The following is a 21,088-nucleotide window of genomic DNA, read 5'->3' on the forward strand; positions in this document are numbered from 1 at the left end:
TCGGTGATCGTCGGGAACATTAGCCGAAGTAAAGGCGTATACCGGTATACGAGCTATTCACCACGCACCTCGAGGAGCGGTCATGTCCAACCGTCAACGCACATCGGAAATCGTCAGGGACGTCGTCGTCTTCGTCACCGGAGCAGTTCTCGTCGCATCCACCGTCTGGCTCCCGGTTCAGGGAGACCAAGAAGTCACCGGTGCCATCCTCGTACTCGGCATACTCGCGGCATCATCGGCTCTATGGGCCATCGGATCCTCGTCGAGGCAGAGCCACTGGACCCACGTGGGCCTCGGTCTGCTGCTCGCGGTGTCTCCCGCGTTGATGGTGTTCCCGTCCGGACTGTTGGCAGCGGACCTGTTCGCCATCGTCGGCGGACTCGTGATCGCAGCCATGGGCGCGCTCGGAGTGGTTGCGTCGCGTCGGGCCCCGATCACCTCGCGGGTGGTCGCGTCCAGCGACGAGCACACGGGCGTCCGCATCTGATCCTTCCCTGCAACTGATGCTCCACTCCCGTGGGCGCGTGCGATGAATCTCGTACGCGGGCACGGGAGTGGAGCATTTTCTGCTCTGTGGGTTCATCGCGGCGCCTGATGCAATGGGTGCTCCACTCGGCGCGGTGGATCCGGTAAATCCCTCGTGCGGCCCGGCGAGTGAAGCACGGTGTGCTCTCTCATCGCCGCGATTCCCGACGCCGCCTGACAACCGACGCGATTTCGGCAGCCACCACGTCCGGCGCGGCAAGCACATCGAACGCCGAGTAGCGCAGCACCAACCGGCCACCGAGTACCAGGGCGTTCTGTCTACGTCGATCCTTGCTGAACACCTCTCCTGCACTGTGGAATTCGCGTCCGTCCACCTCGAGCCGACTGTCGCATTCATCTCCAGATACGGGCCGATCCGATGCAATGCCCGGCCGAAGGCCCGCTCCGGTTCCGAGGCGAACCTCGTCACTGCCAACCGGACCTGACGGGCCAACTCTCCGTTGCCGCATCGCGTCGGCGATGGCGTGGGTGGTCTTCGATGCTCGACCTGGGGAAATCGAAAGCCCTGTGGACAGGTGCCAGCCTGTGGACGAGTGCAATTTCTGCTCCACTCGGTGGCGTCGGTCGGGGGATCCCCGCGAAAGTGGTGTCGAGGGGAGCAACCCGTGCCATGCTCACATCGTGGGACGAGACAGCTGTGATGTCGATCACATCACGCTGCGGTTCTGACTCGATTCAGACGCCGTCGCCAAACCGTACAAGCGTCCTGTATGAGTTTTTGTGCATTGCGTTCATCAACTGGGGATTCGTCGCTACCGGCGAGTAACACAGCCGTCCGATCGGCGAGGTTTGTGGCAGTCGAAAATTTGCAAACTTAGCAAGGGTGCCGGGAAAGCTAGCCAAGATTGGCACTAACAACTGGTAGACGCATGTTTTCGGTTGTGCCATTGTTTTGGAGTACACCAGAAGGGCCTGGCAACGATGTGAAGATTCGTCTCGAGGCAGGCCGAGAAGCAGAAGAGACTGGAGCTGAAGATGTCGACCACCGGCACCCCGAAGACCACCGCCGAGATCCAGCAGGATTGGGACACCAACCCCCGTTGGAAGGGCGTCACCCGTAACTTCACCGCACAGCAGGTCTCCGACCTCCAGGGCACCGTCGTCGAAGAAGCGACACTCGCTCGCCGAGGCAGCGAGATCCTCTGGGACCTCGTGAACAACGAGGACTACATCAACTCGCTCGGTGCCCTCACCGGTAACCAGGCCGTGCAGCAGATTCGCGCCGGCCTCCAGGCGATCTACCTCTCCGGCTGGCAGGTTGCCGGCGACGCGAACCTCTCGGGCCACACGTACCCGGACCAGAGCCTCTACCCGGCCAACTCGGTGCCGTCGGTCGTCCGCCGCATCAACAACGCACTCCTGCGCGCCGACGAGATCGCCAAGATCGAGGGCGACACGTCCGTCAAGAACTGGGTCGCACCGATCGTCGCCGACGCCGAAGCCGGCTTCGGTGGCGCACTGAACGCCTACGAGCTGCAGAAGGCCATGATCGTGGCCGGCGCCGCAGGTGTGCACTGGGAAGATCAGCTCGCGTCGGAGAAGAAGTGCGGCCACCTCGGCGGCAAGGTGCTCATCCCCACCCAGCAGCACATCCGCACCCTGACCTCAGCACGTCTGGCATCGGACGTCGCAGACGTGCCGTCCGTCATCATCGCCCGCACCGACGCCGAGGCAGCCACGCTGATCACCTCCGACGTCGACGAGCGCGACCGTGAGTTCCTCGACGGAACCCGCACCGCAGAAGGATTCTTCGGCGTCAAGAACGGCATCGAGCCCTGCATCGCTCGCGCCAAGGCCTACGCACCGTACGCAGACCTCATCTGGATGGAGACCGGCGTGCCGGACCTCGAGGTCGCCAAGAAGTTCTCCGAGTCGGTTCGCAGCGAGTTCCCGGACCAGCTCCTCGCCTACAACTGCTCGCCTTCGTTCAACTGGAAGGCACACCTGGACGACGCCACCATCGCGAAGTTCCAGAAGGAGCTCGGCGCGATGGGCTTCAAGTTCCAGTTCATCACCCTCGCAGGCTTCCACTCGCTCAACTACGGCATGTTCGACCTGGCTCACGGCTACGCCCGCGAAGGCATGACCGCGTTCGTCGACCTGCAGGAGCGCGAGTTCAAGGCTGCCGAAGAGCGCGGCTTCACCGCCATCAAGCACCAGCGTGAGGTTGGCGCAGGCTACTTCGACCGCATCGCCACCACCGTCGACCCCAACACCTCGACGGCAGCACTGAAGGGCTCCACCGAAGAAGGCCAGTTCCACTAAGCTAGCCCGCCTCCCCGGATCTTCAGCGCACTAGTCAGGCGGCCCCAGCGTTACGTTGCGGGCCGCCTGACTCGTATCTGGGCACGTTTGCTCGTACCCCATCAGAGTTACCCTCATCTCGCCTAAAGCTGTTGTTGTGCAATGCATTTCAAAGGAGTTTGCCTTGACGGTCGAGAGGGTGGGGATCGTCGGAGCCGGGCAGATGGGGGCAGGAATCGCGGAGGTCTGCGCCCGCGCACACGTCGACGTGTTGGTGTACGAGCAGACTCGCGAACTCGCGACAGCCGGTCGCAGCCGTATCCTGCAATCGCTCGACCGCGGTGTCAGCAGCGGCAAGATCACCGAACGCGAGCGTGAGCAAGCAGCATGCAGCCTGCGTTTCACCTCCGATCTCGCAGACTTCGCCGACCGTCAACTCGTCGTCGAAGCAGTACTCGAGGACGAAAAGGTCAAGGCCGACATTTTCGCCGAGCTCGACGCCGTTGTGATCGACCCCGGTGCCGTACTTGCCTCGAACACCTCCTCCATTCCCATCACGACGCTCGGATCTGCCACCACGGCCCCGGACCGAATCGTCGGACTGCATTTCTTCAACCCGGTGCCGGTACTGCCGCTCGTCGAGCTCGTCACCACCGATGCGACCTCCGAGGCAGTTGCCGACCGCGCCGAGAGGTTCGCAGGCGACATTCTCGGCAAGCAGGTGGTGCGCTCCGCAGACCGCTCGGGCTTCGTCGTCAACGCGCTGCTGGTGCCGTATCTGCTCTCGGCCATTCGGATGGTCGAATCCGGATTCGCCACCAAGGAAGACGTCGACAAGGCAACAGTGCTGGGACTCGCACACCCGATGGGGCCGCTTGCACTCGCCGATCTGATCGGCCTCGACACCGTGAAAGCCATTGCGGATTCGATGCACTCCGAGTTCGCGGAGCCGTTGTTCGCCGCCCCTTCGCTGCTGTTGCGCATGGTGGAGGCCGGGCAGGTGGGCAAGAAGTCCGGAGCCGGGTTCTATCGCTACGAGAACGGCCGGGTCGCAAAGTAGCCGCCGTCTCGTAGCGCTATTGTCGTTTTGCCAGTTCAACCACGTCGATCGCAGGGAGCGCGTCAGTGAGCAAGTCCAAGAAGTCGAACGGTCTGGTCACCAAGGCATTCGGAATCGGATTGGCCGCCACCGGCGCCGCCCACTTCGTGGTCCCCGAGGCCTTCGAGGGAATCACCAAGCTCCCGTTCCCGAAGGACACGCGAACCTGGATCAGTCGCAACGGTGCCACCGAATTGGCAGTCGGCATCGCGATCGCGTACCCCAAGACTCGCAAGATCGGACTGGTCGGTCTGGGTGCGTACGGCCTGTGGCTCGGAGCGAACATCGCCAAGAACGGCTGACGTTACTGTTGCGAACGACTCGTTTAGCCCAGGAATAGCCTGGTCGAAGCGGTAGCTGTGTTGCGCTTACACAGATGCGTAGGTAGCAATGTAGTTATGACTTCAGCTACCGCTTACCAGGCCACCGCTCCTGACGCTCCGCTCGAGAAGGCGACGATCGAGCGACGCGCTCTCGGCCCCAACGACATCCTCATCGACGTCAAGTTCGCCGGCATCTGCCACTCCGACATCCACACCGCTCGCAACGAGTGGGGCGGCACCACGTACCCGGTCGTTCCCGGACACGAGATCGCCGGCATCGTTGCCGAGGTCGGCACCGATGTGACCAGCCGCAAGGTGGGCGACCGCGTCGGCGTCGGCTGTTTCGTGGACTCCTGCGGCGAGTGCGAGGCATGCAAGGACGGCGACGAGCAGTACTGCACCAAGGGCGTCGTCCAGACCTACAACTCGACGACCTACGAGGGTGAGTTCACCAACGGTGGTTACTCCACCCAGATCGTCGTCACGGAGAAGTTCGTGCTCGGCATCCCTGAGGGCGTCGAGCTCGACGTCGCGGCACCACTGCTGTGCGCAGGCATCACGCTGTACTCGCCGCTCAAGCACTGGGGAGCGGGCCCCGACAAGAAGGTCGCCATCATCGGCATGGGCGGCCTCGGACACATCGGCGTCAAGATCGCCCACGCCATGGGTGCACACGTCACCGTGCTGAGCCAGACGGACGCAAAGGAAGCCGACGGCAAGGCCTACGGTGCCGACGAGTACTACGCCACCAAGGACACCTCCGCGCTCAAGGATCTGCAGGGCAAGTTCGACCTGATCCTCAACACCGTTTCCGCGAACCTGCCCATGGGCAAGTACCTGGGACTGCTGGCCCGCAACGGCACCCTCGTCGAGCTCGGCGTTCCCGAGAAGCCCCTCGAGGTGCCCGCATTCAACCTGCTGGCCAACCGCCGGTCGTTCGCAGGCTCCATGGTCGGCGGCATCGCCGAGACCCAGGAAATGCTCGACTTCTGCGCCGAGCACCACATCGGTGCCGAGATCGAGGTCATTCCGGCCGAGAAGATCAACGAGGCCTACGACCGCGTCGTCAAGTCCGACGTGCGCTACCGCTTCGTGATCGACGCAGCGACGTTCTGATCCTCGTCACGCTCCACCGAGCATGAAAAGAAGGGCCCGCGACCATACGTCGCGGGCCCTTCTCTTTCAGCTCTCGGCGAGACGTTTCTTCTCGAGCTCGACGTCGAAATCGGGTGCGGGCCAATCGAGATCGAGCTGCTCGAGTGCGTCGATCAAGATCTCGGTGACAGCCAAGCGGCTGTACCACTTACGGTCGGCCGGCACGACATACCAGGGTGCGTGATCGGTATCCGTGCGATCGAGAACGCGCTGATACGCCGTCCGGTACTGCGGTAGGAAACCACGCTCGGTGACGTCACCCGGGTTGTACTTCCAGTACTTGTCCGGCCGATCGAGCCGTTCTTGCAAACGCTTCTTCTGCTCGTCCGCCGAGACGAACAACGCGACCTTGACCACGATGGTCCCCTCGTCGGTCAACTCCTTCTCGAAGGCGTTGATCTCGTCGAACCGCTGCTCCCACACCTCTCGTGGAACCAGATCGTGGACCGCGACAACGAGTACGTCCTCGTAGTGGGAGCGATCGAACACCCCGATTCGACCGGCCCGCGGCAGTGCCTTTCGGATGCGCCACAGGTAGTGGTGTTGCTTCTCCTCCTGCGTCGGAACTCCGAATGACGCCAGGTCCACCCCTTGCGGATCGACCATGCCGATGACGTGCTTGACCATCCCGCCCTTGCCCGCGGTATCCATTCCCTGCAGCACCAGCAGAACCGATCGACTGTCACCGGTTCGGCCGTGCGCGTAGAGCTTCTCCTGCAGCGCGGCCAGGACTGCGCCGCGCTCTTCGAGGACGTCGTTGCCGTGTGCCTTCTTGCCGTCGAACCCCGGTGTAGCCGTGAAATCGATGTCCTCCACGCGTGGAGAGGCACTGGCGCGCAGCACATCGACGGGAGATTGCGTCCACAATTTCGACTTGTCGGCCATGACCGATGAGACTACTTCTCTACGATGGAATGCATGGCCCCTACGATTGCAAAAGCTGAATCCGCAACGCGTGAGCAGCTACTCGAGTTCGTCTCTCCGCGGCATCACCACACATTGATCACCCGCAAACGCGACGACGGTCTGCAGGTCTCGCCGGTGTCCGCCGGAGTGGACTCCGAGGGCCGCATCGTGATCGCCACGTACCCCGAGCGTGCGAAAGTGCTGAACATTCGCCGCAATTCGGCCGTCACGGTGCTGGTGCACAGTGACGATTGGAACGGCGACTACGTGCAGGTCGACGGTACGGCCGAGATCATCGATCTACCCGACGCCGTCGAGCCTCTGGTGGAGTACTTCCGCAGCATCGCCGGCGAGCACTCGGATTGGGACGAGTACCGCGCGGCGATGGTGAAGCAGGGAAAGTCGTTGATACGCATCGTGATCGACACCTGGGGCCCAATCGCCGCGGGTGGATTCCCACCAGGGAGGGTGTGACAAGCCCGCCGGGGAGAGTGTGACAAGCCCCCGGGGACTTGTGATCTAGCCCTTCAGTGGTGCAGCGAACAGTGGCACGGCGTTCTCGAGTGCGTATCGGGTGCCCGCGACCGAGGCGGCCGAGAATGCGTTGGACAGGTTCTGGTCACCGAGTACCACGAGGCGTCCGTCGCGTGCGGACGGTAGGCCCTGGATGGACGGGTTGTCGGTGATCACCTCGGGTCCGGTGCCGATGGGGAACATGACGGTGAGGTCGGCGTCGAGGGCGGCGACGTTCTCCTCCGACAGCTCGATGCTGAACGCTCCCGGCTCGGCGAGGTTCTGGACGGCCGGGGTGTTCGTCAGGCCGAGGGACTCGAGGAAGTCGACGCGGGTGTCGCCGCGCACGTAGGCACCGATCTGTCCGCTGTAGAGCGTGCCGACGGCGACGGTCTTGTTCGCGAACTCCGGGTTGGCGGACACGGTGTCGTCGAAGAGTGCCTTGGTGTCGTCGACGAGCTTCTTGCCCTCGTCGACCTTGCCGAGCGCTTGGGCGACGATGTCGGTCTGGCCGTCCCAGGTGGTGCCGTAGGCGACGTCGGTTCCCGGTGGGGCCGCGACGGTGGGTGCGATGTCGGACAGCTGGTCGTACACGGCTTTGTCGTTGGTGCTGCGCGTCCAGAGGATCAGGTCCGGTGCCAGAGCCGCGACCGATTCCATGTCGACGTCGAAGGTGCCGACGATCGTGGGGTCGGTGTCGTAGGACTCGTCGACCCACGGCCCCAAGCCGTTTCCGCCCACACCGAGCCAGTCGCTGGCTCCGACAGGTTGTACACCCAGAGCAAGCGCTGTTTCGGCATCGGACCAACCGAGGGCCACCACGCGCTGGGGGTTTGCCGGTACTTCGACGTCGCCGAACATGTCGGTGACGACGATGCCGCCGGCCTCGGAGGGATCGGCGCTGTCGCCGTCACCGGCGTCGGAGCTGCATGCGGTCAGGGTGAGAGCGAAGGCGAGGGCTGCCGCAGGCAGAGCCAACGAACGAGAAATGCGCATAGGGCACGCTAACCTATCAAGCGGCGAAATGCTCCACGATCTTTGCGCAGAAGGCCGGCAGGTCGTCAGGGTTCCGGCTCGAGACCAGGTTGCCGTCCACGACTACTTCCTCGTCGACGACCGTCCCGCCTGCGTTGCGGATGTCGGTGCGGATGCTCGGGTAGGACGTCAACGTTCGTCCCTTCAGTACGTCGGCTTCGACGAGCGTCCAGGCTCCGTGGCAGATCACGCCCACCGGCTTGCCTGCGGCGACGAGATCACGCACGAAGGCAACCGCTTCGGCGTCGACGCGGAGTTGATCGGGGTTGGTGGTTCCGCCGGGCAGGATCAGCGCATCGAAGTCGTCGGCCGAGACGTCGGCGACGACGCGATCGACCGTGAAGGTGTCGGCGGCATGGACGTCGCTCTCCATCGCTTGGATGTCGCCGTGGTCCAACGAAACCAATGTGACTGTGGCTCCGGCATTTTCGACGGCTTCACGAGGCTGCACCAGCTCGACTTGCTCGACGCCGTCGGTAGCGAGAATGGCGATGCGGCGTCCGGTCAAGGTATCGGTAGTCATACCCGTTCGAATGTCCGACCGGGCCGATTCTCAAACTGACGAGCGTCAGGACTCGTTCGGCTCGTCGACCAGCGGGTGCGGTTGTGATTTGAATTTGGCGGGGGAGCCGTCGGCCATCGCGACCCCGTGGATTCCGCCCCACATCATCATGCAGAGGTAATCGATCAGATCGTCCGCCGACATGGATTTGTTGGAAATCCACCAGTGTGTTGCCAACTGGACCGCGCCGACGATGGCGAAGGCCCACGGCACCGATCCGCCGGAATCCATCTCGCGCTGACGGAGTCGCTCACCGAGGACGGTGGAGAGCAGCTCGGCGATCATCCGTTCGGACTCGGCGACGACGTCGCGGTTGTTGCCCGCGTTGTTCGCCATGACGTAGAGGTACACCTCGGGATCGGTGGCGACGGTCTCGACGTAGGCGGTCACCACCACACGGGTGAGCTCGTACTCGTCGAGTTCGTGCGAGATGGCGGAGTAGATCCGCGGGGCGAGCGTCGTCTCGACGTACCGCGACATGGTGGCGCTGGTCAGATCGTTCTTGTCGGTGAAGTACCGGTAGAGCACCGTCTTCGAGATACCGATCTCCGACGCGATCTCGTCCATTCCGATCTCGCGGCCGCGCAACCGGATCGCGGCCAACGTGCCGTCGACGAGTTCCTCGCGTCGAGCGATCTTGTGCTCGCGCCACCGACGTTTGCGGCCATCCGGCTTCTCGGCCTTGGGCTTCTCCTCGTTCGGCTCGGACTCGCCCAGCTTTGCCTCCGTCGTATTTCTCGCCACAACTCCACCCTATGCGCCTTCTCCGACACCATTGCAGGCCGTGTCCGGTTGATCCGACACATTTCTGGGCACAATGTCGGTTGTGCAGCTCATGAACTTCGACGACGACACCAAGCGTCGCGACCTCCGCAAGATGAAAACGGTCGCGACGGGCTTTCTCGTATTCGCATCCATCGTCTACCTGTTCTGCCGGTGGCAGGAGTCGACGGGTGCGGGCGCGTGGGTGGGGTACGTACGCGCGGCGTCGGAGGCGGGAATGGTGGGCGCGCTCGCGGACTGGTTCGCGGTGACCGCGCTGTTCAAGCATCCGCTCGGCATCCCGATTCCCCACACGGCGTTGATCAAGAAGAAGAAGGACCAGCTGGGTGCAAGCCTGAGCTCGTTCGTCGGCAGTAATTTCCTTGCGCCCGAGGTGGTGTCGGAGAAGGTCGCGTCGGCGCAGGTTCCGTTGCGGTTGGGTACCTGGCTCGCCCAGCCCGACAACGCCGAACGCGTCGCGGCCGAGGCGGCGACGGTGTTGCACGGTGTGGTCGATGTGCTCAACGACGAGGACATCACCGCGGTGATCGACAGCACCATCGTGCGCCGACTCGCCGATCCGCAGTGGGGGCCGCCCATCGGCCGCATTCTCGACGAGTTGCTCCGCGAGAACCGCCAATTGCCGCTGATCGACATGCTGGCCGAGCGGGCTCATCAGTGGGCTCTGGGCAGCCAGGAAATGATCGATCGCGTCGTGGCCCGGGACTCCCCGAACTGGTCGCCGAAGTTCGTCGACACCCTGCTCGGCGAGAAAGTCTACAAGGAGCTCGTCGAGTTCACCTGGAAGATCAGGTCCAACCCCGAGCACGACGTGCGTCTTGCCGCCAACAAGTTCCTGATCGACTACGCCAACGATCTGCAGCACGACCCGACCACCATCGAGAAGGCCGAGAAGCTCAAGGCGCAGATCATGGGCCGCGAGGAGATCACCGGCCTGGCTGCGGCCACCTGGAAGGTCGCCAAGCGCCTGATCACCGAGTCGGTCGACGATCCCACGAGTACGTTGCGCACCAAGATCAAGGAGAACACCGTCAACTTCGGAATTCGTCTCCGTGATGATGACGAATTGCGCGGGAAGGCCGACGGTTGGCTGCTCGGAGGAGCGCGGTACATCGCTGCGAACTATGCGGACGAGATCACCACGATCATCGGCGACACCGTTGCTCGGTGGGATGCAGAGGAAGCGAGCAAGAAGATCGAACTGCAGGTCGGACGTGATCTTCAGTTCATTCGAATCAACGGAACCGTCGTCGGATCCATCGCCGGACTGGCCATCTACACGATCTCGGACCTGATCTTCGGACACTAGCGCTAGCAGAGTGCTTGCAATAGTTAGCACCCTTCGGTACCGTCCAGTAGGACACCGAAAACAGGAGGCCGAGATGGCCGAGAACGAGGGGGATCTGGTCGCCAAGGCGACCGAGGCGACGCAGGTTGTCGCCGAGGCGGGGGATCTTGTCGCTTCAGTCGTGACGACTGCAGCGCAGGACATCGGGAGCTACATCCGGTCGCAGCGGGAAGCCGCTCAGGTATCCATGCGGCAACTCGCCAGTCGGGCCGGAGTGAGCAACCCCTACCTGAGCCAGATCGAACGCGGACTGCGCAACCCGTCCGCAGAAGTACTAGCGCAGATAGCCAAGGGTCTGCGCGTCTCCTCGGAGGTGCTGTACGTCCGGGCCGGGATCTTGGAAGCGCGTCCCCACGGTCCGGTGCGCGAAGCTCTGCTCGGCGATGAGCACATCACCGAACGGCAGAAGCAAGTGCTGATCGAGATCTACGACTCGTTCTGTCGTGAGAACGAGTCGACGCAAGAGCCCGAACCCGACGAACAGGAGACACCCGATGTCTGATTCCAAGAACTTCGAGAACGTCAAGACCCCAATCTTTGCAGCCGTCGGTGCCGGCGACGCTGTCGTCCAGGCCGTAGCCGACGTCGTCGCTCAGGTGCGCTCGCGCGCCGAGAGCCGCACCAGCGAGGTCAACGCTCGGCTCGCCGACATCTCCGAAGAGGTCACCGAGGGCGTGGAGAACCTGCGCGAGCGCCTCGCTGCCCTGCCCGCGGAACTCCCCGACGAAATCGCCGAACTGCGTGAGCGCTTCACCCCGGAAGAGCTGCGCAAGGTTGCCGAGGCGTACCTCAAGGTTGCTTCCGACCTATACACGTCCCTCGCCGAGCGCGGCGAAGAGGCCGTCGAGCGCATTCGCCGTACGCCCGCCGTCGAAGAGGGCCTCGAGCGTGCCAACTCGGCAGCCAACGACGTCGTCGACCTCACCGAGCAGGCTCTCGGAACCGTCGCTTCGCAGACTCGCGCAGTCGGCGAGCGCGCCGCAGCTCTGGCCGGCATCGCGTCCGACAAGGTTCGTGAGGGTGCCGAGGAGATCTCCGACGCAGCCGACGAGCTCGCCGAGAACATCGACGAAGCAGGCGACGAGGCCAAGGACAAGGCCATCGAGGCTTCCGACAAGGTGAGCGGTGTCGCGGGCACGGTCGAGGCCAAGACTCGCAGCAACGCGAACTCGCCCATCAAGAAGACCCCGGCTCCGGCCAAGAAGACGGCACCGGCACCGGCTGCGAAGAAGGCCACCCCGGCTCCGGCCAAGAAGGCTCCGGCGAAGAAGACCACTCGCTAAAGCATTCGTAAAGAAAACGACCCCTGCGCCGCGCGGTGCGGGGGTCGTTTCTCGTACACTGACCGCGTGAGCATCGCCGGCAGCTTCAGCTACTACATCCTTACCTTTCTGCAGATCCTCGGAGTGGTAGGCGCAGGATTCGCGATCTTCCACGCGTTGCGTCAGCGCGCCGACGCCTTTCCTGCCGTGGACAAGCTCACCAAGACCGCCTGGCTGGCCATCCTGTTCGTGGGTCTGCTCCTTATCCTGGTCTCCGGAGTGATCGGATTCCTGGGCATCATCGGCGTCGTCGCGGTGTGCGTTTACCTTGTCGACGTCCGACCCAAGATCGACAGCATTCAGCGCGGACCCCGCTGGTAGGCAGGCGCATCGACGCCCACGGGATTGTGGGCGTACCGTCTACCGAACCCGCCAGGGGGTCGAGGTAGAGGGGATTTTCTGTGGTTTCACGCAAGGTAGTCGAACGTGTGCTGTTCGGAATCGGCGGCGCGGCCGCGGCGGCATCGGTCGGTGCATTCGTCGTCCGGCGGCGTCGCCTGCATTCGTTCACCAAGACGACGGACGTTCGGCCGGACGAGCTTCTGCAGCACCCCACGATCGAGCCGCACATCACCGAGGTGGTCACCGACGACGGAGCTCACCTGCACGTCCGTAGCTACGGTGATGCCGATGCAGAACCGATCGTCTTCAGCCACGGGTGGACCTGCTCGGCCGACTACTGGTTTCCGCAGATCAACGCCCTCGCCGGCCGATACCGCGTCATCGCGTACGACCAGCGCGGCCACGGTCGCAGCGACGTCGGAACGCGGCCTCTGAGCCCGGACGTGCTGGCCGACGACCTCGCTGCCGTGCTCGCCGCGACTGTCGTCGAAGACAACAAGGCCGTCCTGGTGGGGCACAGCATGGGCGGTATGTCGATCATGGCGTGGGCCGGAAACTACCCCGAACAGGTCGATCGACTCGTCAGTGCCGTGCTCCTCGCCAGCACCGCGACCGACTCTCTCGTCCGAGAGACCACTGTCATCCCGTTGCCGCAGCGCTTCCCACGCGTTCCGGCACCGGTCGGTCGAGCAGTGCTGAGCTCGGCGCTGCCGTTGCGGCCGTCGCCGGTGACGCGCCAAGCCATCAAATACATCTCGATGGCTCCCGGAGCCACCGCAGCCGAGGTGGCGTTCTGCGAGAAGATCGTGCTCGAATGCGCCCCGCGCACACGAGGCATCTGGGGCGCGGCCATCAGCGACCTCGACATCCGCGAGGCGCTGGCGAACATGTCCGTCCCCACCAGCGTCCTGGTCGGATCTGCCGACCGACTGACCCCGCCGGTGCACGCCCGCAAACTCGCCCGCGCCCTGGACGATCACGACCATCTGAGCCGATTGATCGTGATCCCCGGCATCGGACACATGAGCTCGGTGGAAGCAATCGACGAATTCAACACCGAAGTGGTTCGGCTGAGAAATCTCTAGCTGAACACCACGGTCTTGCGGCCGTGCACCAACACCCGATCCTCCAGGTGCCAACGCAGACCACGGGAGAGCACCAGCTTCTCGATGTCGCGGCCCTGACGCACCATGTCGGTGACCTCGTCGGAATGGTCGACGCGGATGACGTCCTGCTCGATGATGGGACCCGCGTCGAGCTCGGCGGTGACGTAATGGCACGTCGCACCGATCAGTTTGACGCCCCGCGCGAAGGCCTGGTGGTAGGGCCGGGCACCGACGAACGACGGCAGGAAGCTGTGGTGGATGTTGATCGCCCGGCCCGCCCAGTGCGCGCACAGCGATTCCGGCAGAACCTGCATGAAGCGCGCCAGCACCACAGCGTGGGGGTCGTAGGAATCGACCAGCGAGCGCACCTTCTCGAAGGCGGGTCCGCGCTCGGCCGGATCCTTCGCGAACTCGACGTGATGGAACGGTGTGCCGTGCGCGGCGGCAATCGGCTCGAGCGACTTGTGATTGCCGATCACCGCGGAGATCTGCGCAGGCAGTTCGCCGCCCGCCGCCCGTCCGAGCAGATCGTGCAGGCAATGCGCTTCCTTGCTGACGAGCAGCACCACGCGCTTGGGTTCGCCCGAATCATGCAGTGCCCATTCGGTTTCCGGGCCCAGCTCAGCGGCCACCTCGGCGAACCGTGCACGCAGATCAACGATGCTCATGTCCACCGACGACGCCCGTACAGCCTGCCGGGTGAAGAACCAACCGGTGTCGGGATCGGCGTGATAGGCAGCCTCGACGATCCAACCACCGACCTCGGCGAGGAAGGTCGAGATGCGGGCGACGATGCCCGTCTTGTCGGGGCAACCGAGAGACAGAACGTAGCGGCGATCCTCGGATACGGAAGAACTCATGCCGACGATTCTCTCAGGGCGTGCGCACCCCGGTTGCCACCAGTGTCCCGAGATCGATCGAATCGATCCCGCGCTCGGTCAACAGAGCCGAGAACTCGGCCCGGATCTGCGCGCGAGTTCCGTAGTCGAACGGAGTCAGTGCACCGCGCAGTGCACTGCCCAGCACAAAATCCCAGACGAACGACTGTGTCGCCGGAACATGATTGGACAGCTCGACGACCCGGACATCGGAGGTGCCGGCGGCGGTGAGCCAGGCACCGAGGAGATCCGCTGTCTCCATCCTGCGGATCGGGTGATCGTCGACTTCGGCCGTCGGGTCGGGCGCAGGGCCCGCGCTCGGCGGCCAGTGTCTGCCGATCACGTCGAAGAACGCGCCCGAGTACTCCCTGACCGAGCCCTTGCGCCACACCGTCACTCCGACGCGCCCGCCTGGGCGAACCAACGAGACGAGTCGCGCAAAATCCTGCTCTGGATCGGGAAGGAAGAAGATGCCGTACGAGCAGGCCAGAGCGTCGTATCCGGCGACGGGAACGGTCGACGGGGGTTGCCACTCGGTGGCGTCGGCGACGACGAAGTCGATGTTGCGCAGTGCGCGATCGGTGGCCTTCACCCGGCCCACTTCCAACAGATCGTCGGCGAGGTCGATGGCATGCACGATGCCGTCGGGTCCGACGGCGGCCGCCGCAGGAATTGCCGATGCCCCGGTGCCGGAGCAGACGTCCAGAACGACGTCGCCGGGTGCCAGCTCGAGTGCGAAGGCGAGCGACTGCCCGGCAGGTCCCCAGACCTGCGGCGTCACCGCGTCGAACTCCCTGCTGGTGGCATTGAAGGTGGCGGCGAGCGACGCTGCGGTCATGACCGAAAATCGTAGACCGACAGGGCTGCGAATGGCAGAGCTGTGAAAAGCTGGACCACATGACACTCACCCGCGCCGCCCTCGCCGGAATGGTCGACCACACGCTGCTCAAGCCGGAAGCCACGACCGCCGACGTGACCGCGCTCATCGAGGAGGGCCGTGAGCTCGGAGTCCTCGCGGTGTGCGTCTCGCCGTCGATGCTGCCGATTCGCGCCGAGGGAATGCTCACCGCCGTCGTCGCCGGATTCCCGTCGGGCAAGCATCACTCGTTGATCAAGGGATCCGAGGCGCGCCTCGCGGTGCAGCAGGGTGCCGACGAAGTCGACATGGTGATCGATGTCGGAGCCGCCATCGCCGGTGACTACAACGCCGTTCTGGCCGACATCGTGACCGTCCGTGAAGGCATCGGCAATGCCGTACTCAAGGTGATCATCGAATCGGCAGCGCTGTCCGACGAAGCGATCGTCGAAGTGTGCCGCGCAGCAGAAACCGCGGGTGCGAACTTCGTCAAGACATCCACCGGTTTCCATCCGGCCGGCGGCGCGAGCGTCGAGGCCGTGCGATTGATGGCGGAGACCGTCGGCGGTCGACTGGGCGTCAAGGCCAGCGGCGGCATCCGTACGACGGAGGCCGCCCTGGCCATGATCGACGCCGGCGCAACACGATTGGGGCTGTCGGGTACCCGTGCGGTGCTCGACGGTTTGGGCTAGAGCGACTGCGTCGCACGTGCGCGGTAACTCGTACTCTGCTACGAGTTACCGCGCACATGGATTACGCGACGAGTGAGCAGCCCTCGGGGGTCTGCTGATTCTGGTTCTGTTGGGTCGCGGGAATCGTGTACTGCCCGCCTTCGAGTGTGAGCTCGATGCCGGAGTCGGTGACGGTCAGCGACGTCGGGGTCATGTCCAACGGATACGCCTGCAGGCTGTCGGTCAGCACTCCGACGACGGAGTCGACCAGGTCGGTGGGGATACCGAGACCCAGGATCGACGCGTCGACGGTCTGAAAGTCGACCCTGCCGTCGGCGACCTGCGGCTTGACGGTCAGCTTCGCGAGCGCACCGACGGCGAATTCGAGGGTGCCCGCCGATGCATCCGAGGTGACGCCCGAGACGATCGCGCCGATGCCCTGGCTCTGCAGGGTGCGGGTGATGCCGTCGGTGGACCACGAGATATCCGCACTCGAGCTGCCGATGGTGCCGCCGGAATCCGCGGACTGGGTGAGGTTCAGATCCCGTGCCTCGGCGTGGACGACCATGCCCTCGGCCGGCCCGAATCGCGCGTCGTCGCTGTCGACGGTGACCGACGAGACCTTCTTGTCCACCAAGGACAGCAGAACCGGCTTGAGGCCGAGACCGACCTCGACCTGGCTGCCGAGCTCGGATTCGAGCTGGCCGGCGAGGCACGACTTGATCTGTTGACGCACGAACAACTCGCCACCGATGACGGCGACGAGGAGGACTACAACGACGGAGACTGCAATCAACGGCACGCTGCTGCGCTTGGCTGTGGAGGACATTCCCGGCAGTCTTCCCGATGATTCTGAGCAAGCTCTGTGAAACTCGCCGAAGAGATGTCTCCGGTACCAAAGTTTGTGATCTGTAACACATTTTGCCGTACGCTTGCGGCATGGGTACGACAGGACCGAGTGTGCAGGAACTGCACTCGCTCGCCACTCGTCAAGACGGCTATTTCACCGCCGAGCAGGCCGGTGAGCTCGGCTTCGATTCGGCAATGGTGCGCGTCAACCTGGCGACGAACACGTGGACCCGCGTCGAGCGCAACTTGTTCCGACTGGGCCAATGGCCGCACAGCGAGCTCGAGGTGTTCGCGATGTGGTGCGCCTGGTTCGGAGGCGAGGCAGTGATCTCGCACCAGAGCGCCGCCGAGTTGCACGGATTCGGTCACCTGCACCCGCAGTTCGTGCACCTGTGCGCGTTCGGGGACCTACGCCTGAGCGATACCCGACTTGCGGTTCACCGTCTGCGGCTCGAGCCTCGTGACGTCGAATCGGCCGGCACGTTCAACATCACCACGCCGGTGCGGACGGTGCTCGATCTCGCCGCCGGCGGAATCTCGCAACTGACCCTCGACGAGGTGGTGTGCGACGCCGTGGCGATCGGTCGCGTCGACCCGCAAGCGCTGTACTCCGAGGCCGGCAGCAGCACCGATCGAGTGGCCGAACGCGTCGAACTGGCCTTGTCTGCCTGCACGTGATCACCAGCCCGCGTGCACGATCCGGGTACGGGTGACGGCAAAACCTGCGCGCTCGAAGGCAGAACGCATGGGGGCATTGACCACATCGGTTGTTCCGACGATGCGGGATTGCCCGTCGTCGTGGTGCATCCGGACCATCTGCGACAGCAGATCGTCGACATACCCCTGACCGCGATGCTCGGGAAGCACTCCGAGATAGCTGATGGCCGCGTCGTAGGCATTTCTCGTCGGCACCACGAAGCCCACAGTCGTGCCGTCGGGTCGGCTCGCGATCTGCCAGGCCTCGCGCCGCCCCGGTAGGGAACCGTAGAAGGCGAGATCGTCTTCCGCGAGTGCGGCTACTCCGTGTTCGGCAACCATGGCGCGGGTATGGGAGTCGAGGCTTCCGGCTGCGACGGCCTCGAACACTGCGAGGAACTGCGCATCGGTGCCCGCCGAGAAGTGCAGACGAGTCGAGGCCGCGGGCACCGGATCGTCAGCGGTTCGGGCGAAAGAGACGCGTTCGGTCGTACGGGTGAAACCACCCCGGTGCGCGGCCGATTCGCGCCACGCCAATGCCGACGGTAACGAGGCTTCTCGCGAATTGCTCACCGCCACATCGACATTGAATTCGAGATCGGCGGTGTGCTCGAAGGCCGCACGAGCGCTGCTGATCAGGGCAGCGCCGACGTCGGCCGGTCGCTTCTCGGCAGGCACGACCGACAAGCAGTCGAGGGTGACGGGGCTGCTTGCGCCCGGACGGCCCCACCACACAGCGCGCCCGACCGGACGGCCCGCGCGTTCGGCAAGCCAGGTCCACTCGTATCGGTAATTGCCCGACGCCATGTCCTCGTGGAGACGAGCGCGATCGACCCAGTCGACCGGATCTGTGCTCGACCATTGCTCGAGCTTCGAAAGGTCTTCGGGCGCGCACGGTCTGACCGTGAGGGGTAGATCGTTCATCTCGGCGCAACCGTCGCCCAGGGCACCGTGAGCACGTTGTCTCGCATGCGACGGCGGGGGAGAGTGATCGGAAGCCCCTGTTCGGCAAGTATTTTCAGAGCCGCGCGCCAGCGTAGGCGGGGACCGAAAGGGGCCAGTGGCGCCGAGACCGACCACGCTCGATCGGCTCGCTGCAGCAGATCGTGGATCAGCTCGCCCTCGATGTTGCGGTGTATCAACACCTTCGGGAGTCGCTCCGCGATGTCCGACGGCATCTCGACATCGAACGGATCCCAGGCCAGAGTCAGGGACCGCGGGCCGTCGGCGTCGAGCAATACCCACGCGCAGCGTCGACCCAACTCGTCGCAGGTACCGTCCACCAGCAGGCCGCCGGGTGCCAGGCGAGACTGAATGCGTTGCCACGCAGCCGGAACCGCGTCCTCGGGATATTGCCGCAGTACGTTGAACGCACGCACCAGGTTCGGGCGCAGACCGGCCAACTCGAATCCGCCACGGGCGAACTCCACGCCGTCACTCCCCGGAACGACGCGGGCGGGGTCGATTTCCAGACCGGTGACTCGGAGATCGGGCCTGACGGTGCGCAGTCTGCCCGCGAGTTCGAGAGTCGTGTTCGGCATCGCCCCGTACCCGAGGTCGACGACGAGGGGATCCGGTGATTCGCGCAGGACGCGTCGAACGTCGGCATCGTGCATGAGCCATCGGTCGCTGCGACGTAACCGGTTGATGCCGGTGGTGCCGCGGGTGATGACGCCTTCAGGCCCCTTCAGTGGGCTAGGCGTTCTTTTCGAGCCAGTCGGCGGTCACTTCGCCCTCACCGCGCCACAGGTCGATGAGGTTGACCAGCATGAGCTGCTCGAGCTTGCCGCCGATGAACGGCAGGAACACCTTGGCCTCCGAGGAGGTGCGCAGGGTCGAACCGCCGTTGGTGGGGAAGAGCGACGTGGTGCCCTTCAACGAACCCGGACCGGCCGGAATCGACGCGTCGTAGTGGCCCGCGGTGACTTCCTCGTACGCGTCGAAGTGCACGTTGCGGGTGATGACCATGTCTTTCTTCATCACCGTCTGCGCGATGTCGGGCAGTTCGGTGCGCGGGATGACGTGGTGCATCACGATGTCGATTCCGGCGTCGGACACCTCGAAGCTCTTCAGCTCGTTCTCCGAGTACTTACGCATCTCCTCGATGCGCGCGTCCCAGTGATCGCGACTGGACAGCGCTGCATAGACCTGCTGCGTCGAGTGGGTGAACCGGGCGGAGTAGTTCATTCGGCGAGCCATAGTGCGCCAGGCTAGCTGTTCGCCTGTGCGGCGATCCAGTTACCGGTGAAGTCCTGCTCGTTGTCGATGAGCGAGAGCACCTGCTCGCTGATCATCGATTCGATCTTCCCGCCGAAGATGGGGACCTTGACCTCGGTGGTGCCGGCCAGTGCGACGGTCGTCGTATCGCCTTTACCGTCGAGAGTGGTGGTGCCGGTGATGCGTGCCGGTGCCCCTTCGACGGTTGCTCCGAACGTGCCGGCGGCGTGCTTACCGTCGAACGGTCCCCAGCTCTCGGTGCGCTCGATGATGAGATCGCCCTTCTTGAAGGCGGTGACCGCGGACGGCAACTCCTCTTCGGGGACGGACTGGGTCATGACGACGTCGATGGTGCCGTCGCCGACGGTGACGCTCTTCAGGCTGGCACCGGGGCCGCCGATCTGCTCGATGCGGTCCTTCCAGTACTGCTCGGATGTCAGTGCGGCGTGGACCTTGTCGGCGGAGGCGGGCACAGTCGAGCTGTGCTCAATGGGGCGAGGCATCCCCGCAGGTTACCGGGTGACTCCAGCGCTCGTGCGCGACCGGTAGCGTGAGAGTCCGTGCCTACTGCAATTTCGGAGCTCACCACTATTCGAGTGGGCGGCCCGGCCCGTGAATTCTGTGTCGCGACGACCGGTGACGAGTTGGTTTCGCTGGTGCGCGACGCGGATCGGGCCGGAACCGACGTGCTGGTCGTCGGCGGTGGATCCAACCTGGTCGTCGGAGATGACGGGTTCGACGGTCGGGTGATTCAGGTGACCGGCTCGCGGCTGGACATCGACGGCGAGATCGTGACCGTCGATGCGGGCGTCGAGTGGGATGCCGTCGTGCGGGCGACGATCGATGCAGGTCTGTCCGGGATGGAAGCGCTGTCGGGCATTCCCGGAACCACCGGCGCGACGCCGATCCAGAACGTCGGCGCGTACGGCGCGTCGACGTCGGAGCTGTTGCACAGTCTCACCGTCTACGACCGGCAGACCGAGGAGACGGCGGTGTGGACGCCGGCGCAGTGCGGTTTCGGTACGCACCGGTCGTCGGTGTTCAAGCGATCCTCGCGGTACGTGATTCTGGACGTGACGTTCGCGCTGAAGAAGACGACCGAGTCTCTACCGGTGCGCTACGCGGCACTGTCGGAGCGTCTCGACGTGCAGATCGGCGACGTCGTACCGGTGCCGGACGTACGCGGCGCCGTACTGGCTCTGCGCGGCGAGCGGGGGATGGTGCTCGACGCGAGCGATCACGACACGTGGAGTGTCGGATCGTTCTTCCTCAACCCGGTACTGCCCGAGGTGCCCGAGGCCGCTGCGCACGCGCCCAGCTTTCCCGACCCCGCGGGAACCAAGATCCCGGCTGCCTGGCTGATCCAGAACGCAGGCTTCCCGCGCGGCTACGGCACCGCATTCGGGCGTGGCACCGCGGCATTGTCGTCGAAACACGTGTTGGCCATCACCAACAGAGGCGGGGCGACCGCGTCGGACATCATGGCGCTCGCCGCGCACGTCCGAGACGGTGTGCAGGAGAAGTTCGGCGTCACGCTCACACCCGAGTGTGACCTCGTCAACTGCGCGCTGGGTTAGAGCCGCCCGAAACGGCGCATACGATGGAGCTTTGAAAAGCCCGGCTCGTAGGAGGTAAAT

Annotated in this window: 26 protein-coding genes; 14 read left to right on the forward strand and 12 right to left on the reverse strand. The window is 64.4% G+C overall.

Annotated elements, in window-relative coordinates:
* Positions 1–82: 82 nt before the first annotated feature.
* On the forward strand, positions 83–487 hold the full coding sequence (locus CH294_RS14740; RefSeq protein ID WP_032401826.1) for a hypothetical protein: 405 nt from the start codon (positions 83–85) through the stop codon (positions 485–487).
* A 187-nt stretch (positions 488–674) separates the two neighbouring features.
* Here the strand turns inward: CH294_RS14740 and CH294_RS27495 are convergent, their stop codons facing one another.
* Positions 675–860, reverse strand: coding sequence for a hypothetical protein (locus tag CH294_RS27495; RefSeq protein ID WP_094738335.1), 186 nt, complete (start codon positions 858–860; stop codon positions 675–677).
* A 661-nt stretch (positions 861–1,521) separates the two neighbouring features.
* Between CH294_RS27495 and aceA the strand changes: the two genes are divergently transcribed.
* The 4 genes from aceA (at position 1,522) to CH294_RS14765 (ending at position 5,328) form a co-directional block, all read left to right on the forward strand.
* On the forward strand, positions 1,522–2,811 hold the full coding sequence (gene aceA, locus CH294_RS14750; RefSeq protein ID WP_027498404.1) for an isocitrate lyase: 1,290 nt from the start codon (positions 1,522–1,524) through the stop codon (positions 2,809–2,811).
* Positions 2,812–2,974: 163 nt separating this feature from the next.
* The gene (locus tag CH294_RS14755) at positions 2,975–3,850 is read left to right on the forward strand and encodes a 3-hydroxybutyryl-CoA dehydrogenase (RefSeq protein ID WP_032401827.1); all 876 of its coding nucleotides are present in this window, start codon (positions 2,975–2,977) and stop codon (positions 3,848–3,850) included.
* A 65-nt stretch (positions 3,851–3,915) separates the two neighbouring features.
* Positions 3,916–4,191, forward strand: a complete 276-nt coding sequence (locus tag CH294_RS14760) for a hypothetical protein (RefSeq protein ID WP_032401828.1) — start codon at positions 3,916–3,918, stop codon at positions 4,189–4,191.
* A 96-nt stretch (positions 4,192–4,287) separates the two neighbouring features.
* A complete protein-coding gene (locus CH294_RS14765; RefSeq protein WP_032401829.1) occupies positions 4,288–5,328 on the forward strand; it encodes an NAD(P)-dependent alcohol dehydrogenase in 1,041 nt (346 codons plus the stop codon).
* Positions 5,329–5,394: 66 nt separating this feature from the next.
* Here CH294_RS14765 and CH294_RS14770 read toward each other — a convergent pair whose 3' ends face one another.
* Positions 5,395–6,252 carry a polyphosphate kinase 2 family protein gene (locus CH294_RS14770; protein WP_032401830.1) on the reverse strand — a complete coding sequence of 286 codons (858 nt, stop codon included), beginning with the start codon at positions 6,250–6,252 and terminating at the stop codon, positions 5,395–5,397.
* 33 nt (positions 6,253–6,285) lie between these two features.
* On the opposite strand from CH294_RS14770, the gene CH294_RS14775 reads away from it, so the two are divergent.
* The gene (locus CH294_RS14775; protein WP_032380785.1) at positions 6,286–6,747 is read left to right on the forward strand and encodes a PPOX class F420-dependent oxidoreductase; all 462 of its coding nucleotides are present in this window, start codon (positions 6,286–6,288) and stop codon (positions 6,745–6,747) included.
* A 45-nt stretch (positions 6,748–6,792) separates the two neighbouring features.
* Here the strand turns inward: CH294_RS14775 and CH294_RS14780 are convergent, their stop codons facing one another.
* From CH294_RS14780 to CH294_RS14790, 3 genes are read right to left on the reverse strand one after another with little or no spacing between them, the layout of a single operon-like run.
* On the reverse strand, positions 6,793–7,782 hold the full coding sequence (locus CH294_RS14780; protein ID WP_094609481.1) for an iron-siderophore ABC transporter substrate-binding protein: 990 nt from the start codon (positions 7,780–7,782) through the stop codon (positions 6,793–6,795).
* 16 nt (positions 7,783–7,798) lie between these two features.
* A complete protein-coding gene (locus CH294_RS14785; RefSeq protein WP_032401832.1) occupies positions 7,799–8,344 on the reverse strand; it encodes a type 1 glutamine amidotransferase domain-containing protein in 546 nt (181 codons plus the stop codon).
* Between the two features lie 45 nt (positions 8,345–8,389).
* On the reverse strand, positions 8,390–9,127 hold the full coding sequence (locus CH294_RS14790) for a TetR/AcrR family transcriptional regulator (protein WP_052058179.1): 738 nt from the start codon (positions 9,125–9,127) through the stop codon (positions 8,390–8,392).
* Between the two features lie 73 nt (positions 9,128–9,200).
* Here CH294_RS14790 and CH294_RS14795 point away from each other — a divergent pair, with 73 nt between their 5' ends.
* The 5 genes from CH294_RS14795 to CH294_RS14815 all read left to right on the forward strand — a co-directional run bounded on the left by CH294_RS14795 (position 9,201) and on the right by CH294_RS14815 (position 13,263).
* Positions 9,201–10,475 (forward strand): DUF445 family protein, encoded by a 1,275-nt coding sequence (locus CH294_RS14795; protein ID WP_032380340.1) that lies wholly within the window; start codon positions 9,201–9,203, stop codon positions 10,473–10,475.
* A 73-nt stretch (positions 10,476–10,548) separates the two neighbouring features.
* Complete coding sequence (locus CH294_RS14800; RefSeq protein WP_052058177.1) at positions 10,549–11,016, forward strand: helix-turn-helix transcriptional regulator; 468 nt, start codon at positions 10,549–10,551, stop codon at positions 11,014–11,016.
* Complete coding sequence (locus CH294_RS14805; protein ID WP_032401833.1) at positions 11,009–11,797, forward strand: heparin-binding hemagglutinin; 789 nt, start codon at positions 11,009–11,011, stop codon at positions 11,795–11,797. Before CH294_RS14800 ends, CH294_RS14805 begins: the two co-directional genes overlap by 8 nt.
* Positions 11,798–11,863: 66 nt before the next feature.
* Positions 11,864–12,157, forward strand: coding sequence for a DUF2516 family protein (locus CH294_RS14810; RefSeq protein WP_032401834.1), 294 nt, complete (start codon positions 11,864–11,866; stop codon positions 12,155–12,157).
* 80 nt (positions 12,158–12,237) lie between these two features.
* On the forward strand, positions 12,238–13,263 hold the full coding sequence (locus CH294_RS14815) for an alpha/beta hydrolase (protein WP_094617501.1): 1,026 nt from the start codon (positions 12,238–12,240) through the stop codon (positions 13,261–13,263).
* Here the strand turns inward: CH294_RS14815 and purU are convergent.
* Both purU and CH294_RS14825 read right to left on the reverse strand, forming a co-directional pair.
* Entirely contained in the window at positions 13,260–14,144 is an 885-nt protein-coding gene (gene purU, locus CH294_RS14820) for a formyltetrahydrofolate deformylase (protein WP_094738336.1), read from the reverse strand. The genes CH294_RS14815 and purU overlap by 4 nt on opposite strands.
* Positions 14,145–14,157: 13 nt before the next feature.
* Positions 14,158–15,000, reverse strand: a complete 843-nt coding sequence (locus CH294_RS14825) for a class I SAM-dependent methyltransferase (protein WP_094738337.1) — start codon at positions 14,998–15,000, stop codon at positions 14,158–14,160.
* A 50-nt stretch (positions 15,001–15,050) separates the two neighbouring features.
* Here CH294_RS14825 and deoC point away from each other — a divergent pair, with 50 nt between their 5' ends.
* Entirely contained in the window at positions 15,051–15,710 is a 660-nt protein-coding gene (gene deoC / locus CH294_RS14830; protein ID WP_094609485.1) for a deoxyribose-phosphate aldolase, read from the forward strand.
* Between the two features lie 61 nt (positions 15,711–15,771).
* On the opposite strand, the gene CH294_RS14835 is transcribed toward deoC, so the two are convergent.
* Entirely contained in the window at positions 15,772–16,518 is a 747-nt protein-coding gene (locus CH294_RS14835) for a DUF2993 domain-containing protein (RefSeq protein WP_032380347.1), read from the reverse strand.
* Positions 16,519–16,628: 110 nt separating this feature from the next.
* On the opposite strand from CH294_RS14835, the gene CH294_RS14840 reads away from it, so the two are divergent.
* Positions 16,629–17,216 carry a hypothetical protein gene (locus tag CH294_RS14840; RefSeq protein ID WP_032380348.1) on the forward strand — a complete coding sequence of 196 codons (588 nt, stop codon included), beginning with the start codon at positions 16,629–16,631 and terminating at the stop codon, positions 17,214–17,216.
* Here the strand turns inward: CH294_RS14840 and CH294_RS14845 are convergent, their stop codons facing one another.
* The 4 genes from CH294_RS14845 to CH294_RS14860 all read right to left on the reverse strand — a co-directional run bounded on the left by CH294_RS14845 (position 17,217) and on the right by CH294_RS14860 (position 19,954).
* Positions 17,217–18,158 (reverse strand): GNAT family N-acetyltransferase, encoded by a 942-nt coding sequence (locus CH294_RS14845; RefSeq protein ID WP_094738338.1) that lies wholly within the window; start codon positions 18,156–18,158, stop codon positions 17,217–17,219. It abuts the gene before it with no gap.
* A complete protein-coding gene (locus CH294_RS14850) occupies positions 18,155–18,850 on the reverse strand; it encodes a class I SAM-dependent methyltransferase (protein ID WP_249305277.1) in 696 nt (231 codons plus the stop codon). The genes CH294_RS14845 and CH294_RS14850 overlap by 4 nt, the downstream gene beginning before the upstream one ends.
* A 79-nt stretch (positions 18,851–18,929) precedes the next feature.
* Positions 18,930–19,433: a DUF2505 domain-containing protein gene (locus CH294_RS14855; protein WP_032380350.1), complete on the reverse strand. Its 504-nt coding sequence runs from the start codon at positions 19,431–19,433 to the stop codon at positions 18,930–18,932.
* Positions 19,434–19,444: 11 nt separating this feature from the next.
* The gene (locus tag CH294_RS14860) at positions 19,445–19,954 is read right to left on the reverse strand and encodes a DUF2505 domain-containing protein (protein ID WP_094738340.1); all 510 of its coding nucleotides are present in this window, start codon (positions 19,952–19,954) and stop codon (positions 19,445–19,447) included.
* A gap of 57 nt (positions 19,955–20,011) precedes the next feature.
* Here CH294_RS14860 and CH294_RS14865 point away from each other — a divergent pair, with 57 nt between their 5' ends.
* On the forward strand, positions 20,012–21,028 hold the full coding sequence (locus CH294_RS14865; protein ID WP_037148720.1) for a UDP-N-acetylmuramate dehydrogenase: 1,017 nt from the start codon (positions 20,012–20,014) through the stop codon (positions 21,026–21,028).
* Positions 21,029–21,088 lie beyond the last annotated feature (60 nt).

Origin of the sequence: Rhodococcus sp. 14-2483-1-1 (genome assembly GCF_002259335.1) — a bacterium.
In the GTDB taxonomy this organism is placed as follows: domain Bacteria; phylum Actinomycetota; class Actinomycetes; order Mycobacteriales; family Mycobacteriaceae; genus Rhodococcoides.

Coding starts and splice junctions, on each gene's coding strand:
- CH294_RS14740 (WP_032401826.1), top strand. CDS start 83: ATGTCCAACCGTCAACGCACATCGGAAATCGTCAGGGACGTCGTCGTC.
- aceA (WP_027498404.1), top strand. CDS start 1,522: ATGTCGACCACCGGCACCCCGAAGACCACCGCCGAGATCCAGCAGGAT.
- CH294_RS14765 (WP_032401829.1), top strand. CDS start 4,288: ATGACTTCAGCTACCGCTTACCAGGCCACCGCTCCTGACGCTCCGCTC.
- CH294_RS14770 (WP_032401830.1), bottom strand. CDS start 6,252: ATGGCCGACAAGTCGAAATTGTGGACGCAATCTCCCGTCGATGTGCTG.
- CH294_RS14775 (WP_032380785.1), top strand. CDS start 6,286: ATGGCCCCTACGATTGCAAAAGCTGAATCCGCAACGCGTGAGCAGCTA.
- CH294_RS14780 (WP_094609481.1), bottom strand. CDS start 7,782: ATGCGCATTTCTCGTTCGTTGGCTCTGCCTGCGGCAGCCCTCGCCTTC.
- CH294_RS14785 (WP_032401832.1), bottom strand. CDS start 8,344: ATGACTACCGATACCTTGACCGGACGCCGCATCGCCATTCTCGCTACC.
- CH294_RS14795 (WP_032380340.1), top strand. CDS start 9,201: ATGTCGGTTGTGCAGCTCATGAACTTCGACGACGACACCAAGCGTCGC.
- CH294_RS14800 (WP_052058177.1), top strand. CDS start 10,549: ATGGCCGAGAACGAGGGGGATCTGGTCGCCAAGGCGACCGAGGCGACG.
- CH294_RS14805 (WP_032401833.1), top strand. CDS start 11,009: ATGTCTGATTCCAAGAACTTCGAGAACGTCAAGACCCCAATCTTTGCA.
- purU (WP_094738336.1), bottom strand. CDS start 14,144: ATGAGTTCTTCCGTATCCGAGGATCGCCGCTACGTTCTGTCTCTCGGT.
- CH294_RS14825 (WP_094738337.1), bottom strand. CDS start 15,000: ATGACCGCAGCGTCGCTCGCCGCCACCTTCAATGCCACCAGCAGGGAG.
- CH294_RS14835 (WP_032380347.1), bottom strand. CDS start 16,518: ATGTCCTCCACAGCCAAGCGCAGCAGCGTGCCGTTGATTGCAGTCTCC.
- CH294_RS14840 (WP_032380348.1), top strand. CDS start 16,629: ATGGGTACGACAGGACCGAGTGTGCAGGAACTGCACTCGCTCGCCACT.
- CH294_RS14845 (WP_094738338.1), bottom strand. CDS start 18,158: ATGAACGATCTACCCCTCACGGTCAGACCGTGCGCGCCCGAAGACCTT.
- CH294_RS14850 (WP_249305277.1), bottom strand. CDS start 18,850: ATGCACGATGCCGACGTTCGACGCGTCCTGCGCGAATCACCGGATCCC.
- CH294_RS14855 (WP_032380350.1), bottom strand. CDS start 19,433: ATGGCTCGCCGAATGAACTACTCCGCCCGGTTCACCCACTCGACGCAG.
- CH294_RS14860 (WP_094738340.1), bottom strand. CDS start 19,954: ATGCCTCGCCCCATTGAGCACAGCTCGACTGTGCCCGCCTCCGCCGAC.